The organism is Photorhabdus sp. P32 (assembly GCF_038085095.1).
GTDB classification, from domain to species: domain Bacteria; phylum Pseudomonadota; class Gammaproteobacteria; order Enterobacterales; family Enterobacteriaceae; genus Photorhabdus; species Photorhabdus luminescens.
In genome coordinates this window covers 1-680 of the sequence record NZ_JAZGJN010000059.1, presented here as the reverse complement: position 1 = coordinate 680, position 680 = coordinate 1, and the positions used below count along the sequence as shown (strand labels likewise).

The 680-nt window shown below is 41.3% G+C and carries 2 protein-coding genes; both read right to left on the bottom strand.

Going from position 1 to position 680, the window contains the following annotated elements:
• Window positions 1–137: 137 nt before the first annotated feature.
• Window positions 138–485 carry a hypothetical protein gene (locus tag V2H77_RS00205; protein ID WP_341497199.1) on the bottom strand — a complete coding sequence of 116 codons (348 nt, stop codon included), beginning with the start codon at window positions 483–485 and terminating at the stop codon, window positions 138–140.
• Window positions 478–680, bottom strand: a 203-nt coding sequence (locus tag V2H77_RS00200) for a hypothetical protein (RefSeq protein WP_341497198.1), incomplete at its 5' end; no start/stop codon positions are given. The genes V2H77_RS00200 and V2H77_RS00205, both read right to left, overlap by 8 nt.

Here is a 680-nt window from a genome sequence, read left to right as displayed (position 1 = left end):
CCAATTCCGTGCAGTTACGGACTATATCGGGGATGATTCTAAAGCAATATAAGATGTACGTGGATGGCATCCACTTGTAGATCATGGGATTACAAGTGGAAGCGATTAGCATAATGAGCGTTTAGGCTATTTCAGAGTTAAAGGTTGCGTAGCTGAGTTTCTTTATTGGCTTTCTGATACAGAGTAAACAACATCGGCAATAGTGAGCTGATAGCAACCAGACAATGACCTAACTGACAAAGACTTTCTGGGGTGAATTCCACCACGTCATTAGCGGCAAAAGTGACAAGAGTATCTCCCAAAAAATGTAACCCGTGGCAGAGCCCAGCACTGTTAGCTTCGCAGGCTTCTTCCAGTAGTTCAATATCTTGTTCACTCATATCCGCCGTATCCAGTACTGATACAACACTCGCCATGTCGGAATAGAAGATATCACAGTAGTTTTCAATATCTTCAGTACTCTTAATATTATTAGTATTAAACATGGTTCAGTTCCCCCAGTGGTTTGCATGAGGCAAATACCAAAGGAAAGCCTGCTAGCAGAGTACAAGCTTCTATTTCCGTAGTAGCTAATATTGAAATCATGCGTAATGGGGGAAGTTTGATTATCAGTCGGTTAGAACGGGCGTTAATAAATATATAGGGCTTTAAATGTGCGCGTATGTTACTATTAGCGTTAG